This window comes from Empedobacter sp. UBA7494, from assembly GCF_002478465.1.
Classification (GTDB): Bacteria; Bacteroidota; Bacteroidia; order Flavobacteriales; family Weeksellaceae; genus Empedobacter; species Empedobacter falsenii_B.
On record NZ_DLOC01000098.1, the window covers coordinates 42,545 to 49,978 of the forward strand.

At 31.3% G+C, this 7,434-nt stretch carries 7 protein-coding genes and 3 tRNA genes; 4 read left to right on the plus strand and 6 right to left on the minus strand.

What is annotated here, in order from left to right:
• Nucleotides 1-57 precede the first annotated feature (57 nt).
• Complete coding sequence (locus tag B4E95_RS11780) at nt 58-789, plus strand: MBL fold metallo-hydrolase (protein ID WP_291091682.1); 732 nt, start codon at nt 58-60, stop codon at nt 787-789.
• A gap of 242 nt (nt 790-1,031) precedes the next feature.
• Here the strand turns inward: B4E95_RS11780 and B4E95_RS11785 are convergent, their stop codons facing one another.
• From B4E95_RS11785 to B4E95_RS11810, 6 genes are all read right to left on the minus strand, one after another.
• A complete protein-coding gene (locus B4E95_RS11785; protein ID WP_125350389.1) occupies nt 1,032-1,259 on the minus strand; it encodes a DUF6814 family protein in 228 nt (75 codons plus the stop codon).
• A 14-nt stretch (nt 1,260-1,273) separates the two neighbouring features.
• A complete protein-coding gene (locus B4E95_RS11790) occupies nt 1,274-2,806 on the minus strand; it encodes an MFS transporter (RefSeq protein WP_221855797.1) in 1,533 nt (510 codons plus the stop codon).
• 35 nt (nt 2,807-2,841) lie between these two features.
• Nucleotides 2,842-4,074, minus strand: a complete 1,233-nt coding sequence (locus B4E95_RS11795; RefSeq protein WP_291091685.1) for a hypothetical protein — start codon at nt 4,072-4,074, stop codon at nt 2,842-2,844.
• Nucleotides 4,075-4,504: 430 nt separating this feature from the next.
• The gene (locus B4E95_RS11800; protein WP_291063420.1) at nt 4,505-5,071 is read right to left on the minus strand and encodes a pentapeptide repeat-containing protein; all 567 of its coding nucleotides are present in this window, start codon (nt 5,069-5,071) and stop codon (nt 4,505-4,507) included.
• Nucleotides 5,072-5,323: 252 nt separating this feature from the next.
• Nucleotides 5,324-5,698 carry a VOC family protein gene (locus tag B4E95_RS11805; RefSeq protein ID WP_038333665.1) on the minus strand — a complete coding sequence of 125 codons (375 nt, stop codon included), beginning with the start codon at nt 5,696-5,698 and terminating at the stop codon, nt 5,324-5,326.
• Nucleotides 5,699-5,854: 156 nt separating this feature from the next.
• A complete protein-coding gene (locus tag B4E95_RS11810; RefSeq protein ID WP_291091687.1) occupies nt 5,855-6,769 on the minus strand; it encodes an N-acetylmuramoyl-L-alanine amidase in 915 nt (304 codons plus the stop codon).
• Nucleotides 6,770-6,914: 145 nt separating this feature from the next.
• Between B4E95_RS11810 and B4E95_RS11815 the strand changes: the two genes are divergently transcribed.
• From B4E95_RS11815 to B4E95_RS11825, 3 genes are all read left to right on the plus strand, one after another.
• Nucleotides 6,915-6,998: transfer RNA gene (locus B4E95_RS11815), tRNA-Ser, on the plus strand.
• Between the two features lie 30 nt (nt 6,999-7,028).
• Nucleotides 7,029-7,103 (plus strand) — tRNA-Pro (locus B4E95_RS11820).
• Nucleotides 7,104-7,130: 27 nt separating this feature from the next.
• A tRNA-Arg gene (locus tag B4E95_RS11825) sits at nt 7,131-7,204 on the plus strand.
• Nucleotides 7,205-7,434: the final 230 nt, after the last annotated feature.

Genomic DNA, 7,434 nt, shown 5'->3' on the forward strand with positions numbered 1-7,434 from the left:
AAGCCTTTTTTTGTGGGAAAAATCTAAACAAATTACCTTTGTAAAAAATAAAAGTAAATGAAAGTTATTCCTCTTTTAGAAGGTGTTTTTCATGTTGATGCAAAAAAAGAGTTTCATTATTTAGGTGATAATATTGAAATAAAGAATCCCGCTGATGGATATAATTTGATTGTTCGTCCATTTTTGGTAAAAGTTGGAGAAGAAAATATTTTGATTGATTGTGGTTTCGGAACTGAAATAGATTGCGAACCAATTATTTTAAGAAAGTTACGCGAACATAATATTAATCCAAATCAAATTACGAAAGTATTAATTTCGCATTTACATAAAGATCATATCAACAGTATAGGAAGTTGGGTAGGAGAGCAGTTTGTATGTAATTTTCCTGATGCAAAAATCAATATTCAACAACGCGAATATGATTATGCGGTTGCTCAAACAGATAATTCTTATAATTATGAACGTTTAGAAAAGTTAAAATCATTCAAAAATATTGTATGGATGAATGATGATAGTGGAAATATAACGGATAATATCAAATTCGAAGTTACAGGAGGACACGTTCCTTTTCAACAAGTTTTTTGGATCAAAGAAAATGATGAAATTGTATTTTATGGAGCTGACAATCTACCTCAATTAAATTATTTTAAATATCATGCCGCTTTCAAGAATGATGCAGATGGTGTAAAAGCGATGGAAGATCGTTTGCGTTGGGAAGTTGATGCGAAAACAGAACATTGGAAAATACTTTTCTATCACGGAAAAAGAACAGATATAAAACAATTTTAGAAATTATATTATAAATGAAAAGCTTTGTATTTGCAAGGCTTTTTGTATTTGAATTATATTTCAGTTTAACTTCGAGTACCTTTGTTGATTTTAAAATTAATTGACATAAACTATGCTAAAACTCTTAAAAAGATATTAACGTTTTATGATTTGTTTTTTATGGATTTAATAAAAAGGTTTATTGAAAATACATTTATATAAAAAAATCCTCAACATGTGTTGAGGATTTCGTGTATAGTTTTTTACATTTTTTCTTCACTGTATTCACCAAGTAATGCATAATAGCCAAAGAGAGCCATTCCAATAACAATAATTGGTGTAAGGACAAATAGAATAATAATTCCGAATACTAAATCATCTTGCGAACCTGATGATAATTTTGGAATTCCAAATTCCATGATACAAAAGTAGGCTAAAACAAGTGATAATGCGATCCAAACGATTCCTAATATTTTTTTAATTGTTTCCATTTTTAATTAGTTTTTTAGTTAACATTTCTGTCTTTATTACTGATATAAATTGCTCCGATGATAAAACAAACAGCCGCAATTCCGATAGGATACCAAAGACCCTCTAAGTAAAACTGTGGATCTCCGTTGTTTTTGGCATTTGTTACCAAATAAGTAGAAACAGCAGGTAAAAGACCTCCAAAAATTCCGTTTCCTACGTGGTAAGGCAAAGACATTGATGTATATCTAATTTTAACAGGGAACATTTCTACTAAGAACGCAGCAATTGGACCATAAACCATTGTGATAAAAATAATTTGAATCCAGATAAGACCAACTAATTTCCATTTATCACCACTATTAATATGTGTCGATTTTTTAACAATTTCACTTACTTTTCCAGCCACAATTTTTGCTTGACCATTTTCTAAATGACGCGTTGTAACTTGTTTGTAAGTTGTACCATCTGTAAATGATTTTTGAATTGTATAAATAGAATCAGATTTTTCGTCAATATTTTTGATTTCAGTTTTTTCAATTGTTTGTGCTGCAATCACTTCCTTGTTTTCAAGATTTGTTGTTTGATACATTGATTCGTAAATTGGTCGATACGAGAATACTGCGACAATCATTCCGATTAACATCACCCATTTTCGACCAACTTTATCACTCAACCATCCAAAGAACACAAAGAAAGGTGTACCAAATAATAAAGCAATTCCTAACAAAGAATCTACTTGATCAGATTCTACATTCATCACCGTTTTCATGTAGCTCATCGAGTAAAACTGACCTGTATACCACACGACTCCTTGTCCCATTACAGCTCCAAAAAGTGCTAATAAAACGAATTTCATGTTGTAACGATTCCCGAAAGATTCTTTCAAAGGATTTTTAGAAGTTGTTCCTTCATCTTTTGCTTTTTTGAAAGCTGGCGATTCATCCATGTTTTTACGAATCAAATATGAGACGTAAACCATCAAAATTGATAAAATAAATGGAACTCGCCATCCCCATAGGTCAAATTGTTCTTCTGATAATAATGTTTTCGTTAATAAAATAACCAATAACGAAACAAATAAACCAACTGTAGCAGTCGTTTGTATCCAAGAAGTCCAATATCCTCTTTCTCCGTTTGGTGCGTGTTCTGCTACATATGTTGCAGCACCTCCATATTCGCCTCCAAGTGCTAAACCTTGTAATAAACGTAAGATTAATACTAATAAAGGTGCGATAAACCCGATTGATTCGTAAGATGGAATACATCCGATCAAAAAAGTTGCTCCCCCCATTAATACTAAAGTAGCCATAAACGTATATTTACGACCGATAATATCTCCTAATCGACCAAAGAATAATGCGCCAAATGGACGTACAACAAATCCAGCAGCAAATGTTGCTAAGGTTGATAAAAAGGCTGCTGTAGGATTATCAGCGGGAAAAAATTTAGTAGAAATTACAACAGCTAAACTTCCAAAAATAAAGAAGTCATACCATTCAATTAGCGTTCCCATAGAGGAAGCACCAATTACTTTCCAGATTGTTTTTTTGTTAGCAGTTTCGCTCATAAATAAGTGTTTTTGTGTTAATTCTTGTGTTTTTTTTATAATAATATCATTGCTTGTATTGTTATCATGTCGTCCATGTGTTTTGGTTGATCGAAAGATTTTTGATATTCTACAGAAATTTTAGCATTCTGACCATCAATGTACCAGTTTCCACCTAATTTTAATTCGTTTGCAGGTTTCACTAAACCTTTGAAATCTCTGTAAGAATATCCTACATACGGCTGAATTCTATTACGGAATTTCCCTTCTCCTTCTTTGATGTTTTTAGGCAATAAATACCCGACATGTCCAGAAAACTGATTTCCATCTCCTACAACATTTCCTTGTACATAATTTTCGCCCATGTCCGAATTTTGATATTTCGCATAAGCTGTTATCGAAGAAGATTTTCCGATTGGCGCATCATAAAAAGCATCAACAGCAAGATGAGTTACATTTTCTCCAATCAAATTATCATTTTCTTTTTTGACAATTGCATTACTTTGATTGAAAAATCCTGCTCCAATGTTAAATACTTTTTTAGTTCCTAAATAGGTTCCAACGCGATAAGGTAAAGCATTCGATTCTTGATCTAAGAATTGATAATCAAAATATCCTGAAACCGCATATTTTCCTTCTCCAAGTATCGCTTTTCCTAAATACTTTTCTTGTCCGTTTTCTAAAACTGTCGAAGAGTTTCCATCTAAAGTATTCGTAATAGCATCACTTAATGCTAAACGATAATTCAGTTTTCCAATTCGCCCTTTTGCAAACATTCCCAAATGATTTGAAAATTGATCAGACAAACCAAGTGTAGACCAGTCAGCTCTATTATTATCTAAGGTCAACATATTGATAGAACCTTGACCATTTCCACGAGAAATTCCACCAAAATTGTGAACTCCAGCACCAATTGCTAAATTGTTTGTTACCTTATATTGTAAAAACATTTCATGCAAGAAAAATGATACATCTGTACTTTTTCCCATCGGAGAAAGATTATTGTCATAGATTCCATTTGCACCAAAATGTGTTAAAATCATAAATCGATCATTGATTTGCGAATAAGCAAGAACACGCGCTCGTTTGATAGAAAATCCATCATTGGCGTGTTTTCCTTCGTAATCCTGAAACCAAGTTTGTCCCCAAAGAATAAATCGGACATATTTACTTCCTTCTGGATTTAATTTAACGACCAAACCGCCATCATATTCAGAAGCATATTGAGCCTTCAATTCCGTGGCTCCAAAAATGGATAGTAGAGCAAGTGCAACAAAAATTTTTTTCATTTTTTAATAAATGGTGTTAGTTGTACATTATTTGTGATTTTGTATTGACTTAATTAATAGACTTAAGTTTATCTAAAATAACGTATCGAATAATAATAATGCTTTTTTTGATAAAGAATTTCTTTTTTATTTTATTAGTGTAAATAATACGCTAATATTTTTTTTAATTTCTTAAGAAAATGTCAAGAAAAGTTTTAAGTTGATAATCTGAGATGAATTTATTTCAGAGAATTTATCAAAAAAAGATGCAATAATAGTCTTATTATTTATTAAATCAAGAAATAATTATTGATTAATTGATAAAGAATGGAAGTAATTTATTCTAAAATGTTATGATTTAGTAAAATATAATCTGAAATTATTTATTCTGATTAGAATAGTATAAGTAGAAAGCATAAAAAAGGTTTCGATTTTGTTCGAAACCTTTTTTTTAATTTATTGTAATTCCAAGATAATCTAATAATCCAACACAATTTTCTTTGGAAAACTGCGCACCTTTCAATTGATTATCATTCGGATTTATCGTGAAGTTATAAGCCGTTTTGAAGTTGGCTTGCTTTAAATTGGTCTGATAGAAAATAGCGTGAGCCAAATTGCAGTTCATAAAATAGGCTTGACTAAGATCTGCAAAAGAAAATTCTACATTTTGTAAAGAACAATTGCTAAACTTTGTCTTTTTTAACGGTAATTCATAAAAAGATGAGTCGTTTAACGTACAATTTTCAAATGAAATACTTAATCCAAATTTGTTTGAATTTTCGAGATTAAAACCTATCATTTTACAATTCATAAACTCAACTTGCTGAAAACTTGTGTTTTCTAAAGTTACATTACTCAAATTACATTCGATAAATTGACATTGAATAAATTTGATATCGCTTAAATCTAATCCATTCAAATCACAATTTATAAACTCGCAATTCTCGTATTCACCAGATATATTTTGATTTTCTGAGAAATTAATTTGTTCAAATTTTTCTTCGAAATGATAATCCATAAGTTATTTTTTTACGATTAAGTTTCTTAAGGCTAACCAGAAAATCATCACAATCATGTCAATATAAATAGTAACTTTTAGTTGATCGATTTGCGAACAAAGATTTTTTCCTGTTACAGTAGAAATACAAGTGTCAACTCCGTCGGTTTCATTTTATACTAACCATAGTGTTAATAATCATGTAAAAAACAATTGGAATAATAAGAATAATTATCGCTAAAATAATGTTGTAATATCGTTTTGAGATCATAATTAATCTTCGAATGTAACTTCTATTTCTTGTCCAAATTGTAAGATATAACCATTGTTGTCGTAGATTGCAAACTCGCGCATATCCCATTCAAAGGTCTCAATTTCATATACAACTTCGCAATCATCTTTTACTTGATTCCACAACTCGTCTACGTTGTCTACAACAAAATAAAAAGAACCTGTGAAATTAGCTCGTTCAAAATCTGCTCCTTCATTTGGATAAGCCAACATAATTTCTACATCGTCTTTTTGCAAGCAAGCCCAAATCCAATCTTCATTTTGATCAGCAATCTTAAATCCTAATTTTTTATAGAATTTTGTTGTTTTTTGTAAATCTTTCGTCCAAATAATTGGGCGCAAACTTTTAAAAGCCATGTTATATTATTTTGGATAAAATTACTTCAATTTTTCTTAACTCTCAATTCCATTTTTAATGAAAATTAAGCTATTTATTCATATTATTTTACTGAAAGTTTATTCCATAAAAAACTCCTAACACGTAGGAGTTTCATACTATAAATCAAAATTGATTTATGGATTATATTTTTTGTTTAATGCTTTCAAGATTGCCCAAGTTTCAGCATCTACAACTCCATCGTATTTTTCTGGACGGAAATGCATCTGAAATGCCACAATTGCATTTTTTGTTTGCGCGTCTATCATTCCATTTGTAGGAACGTTGTACCCATATTTCTTAAGATCAGTTTGCACTTGTGTGATAAAAACGGAACTTGTTGTATCCCAAGGATATTGTTGCATAAATACATACTTGTCTGTATCATCGTACCAGGCACCAACACCGTAATCTGTATATAATTTTTTCCAAGGGAAAAGTGGACCCGGATCTGGTTTTCTTCCTGGCGCAACATCAGAATGCCCAATTACATTAAAAGGAGAAATATTATAACGTTTTACAATATCTTGTGTCAATTCACCTACTTTTTTGATTTGATATTCTGGATAAGGCGTGTAATTTGGATAAGCATCCGTTCCTTTGTTTCCAAGATTAACGATTTCGATACCAATAGAAGAAAAGTTTATATTATCCAATCCTTTCCAACTACTAACACCTGCATGCCATGCACGTTTTGTTTCGTCAACTAAAAGATTAATTGTTTTGTCATCATAATCATTTACCAAATAATGCGCACTTACATCTTTCTGAGTCAATACTTTTAACGATAACTCTGTGTTGATTGCTGTGTAGTGTAACACCAAAAATCGTACACGTTCATCTTGCGAGATAGATGGATAATAATCTGTTGTTACCTTGTACTTGTCGAGTTTTGCAGCTCGAGTCATTTCCGGTTGATCTGTTTTTGAATTGATAATGACTGTGTCACGAATTACTTTTGTAATTGTTTTTGGTGGAACTGTTTTAGTTGCACAACTAGCCAAAATAAAAAAACAAGAAATTGCCGAAAATACTAATCCTTTAAAATTCATTCTTTTAGTTCTAAATAGTCTTTTGAATAGCCAAAATTAAGCCAAATAATTTAATTTTTTTTCTAAAAAGACTTGTTTTGCAATAAAAGTCAATATATATTTGCAACCGCTTTATGAGACTAATCAGTCTTATTTTTAAAAGTTAGGAGAGGTGCCAGAGCGGTAATGGAGCAGATTGCTAATCTGTCATCGGGAAACCGATGCCAGGGTTCGAGTCCCTGTCTCTCCGCTTTTTTAAAGCTAGAAATAAAACACCACTCGGGGTGTAGCGTAGCCCGGTCATCGCGCCTGCTTTGGGAGCAGGAGGTCGCAGGTTCGAATCCTGCCACCCCGACGAATTTTAGTAATAGAATTTTGGATTGGTCCAGTAGCTCAGCTGGATAGAGCAACTGCCTTCTAAGCAGTAGGTCTCAGGTTCGAATCCTGACTGGATCACAATCTAAAGAAAACCCATACTGATTATCAGTGTGGGTTTTTTGTTTTATATTTATTTACTTTTTTATATAATTGCAAAATGGATATTAATTCCAAAAAGAATCTAGGGGATAAAATTCAAAGATTCAATTTTATTTTTAATGAAACTATTGAGTTACATAAATTAATAGTAAGAGGAAAACAATTTTTATTATCAAAAACAAATTATAATAACCCGTTGTGCATTTTGA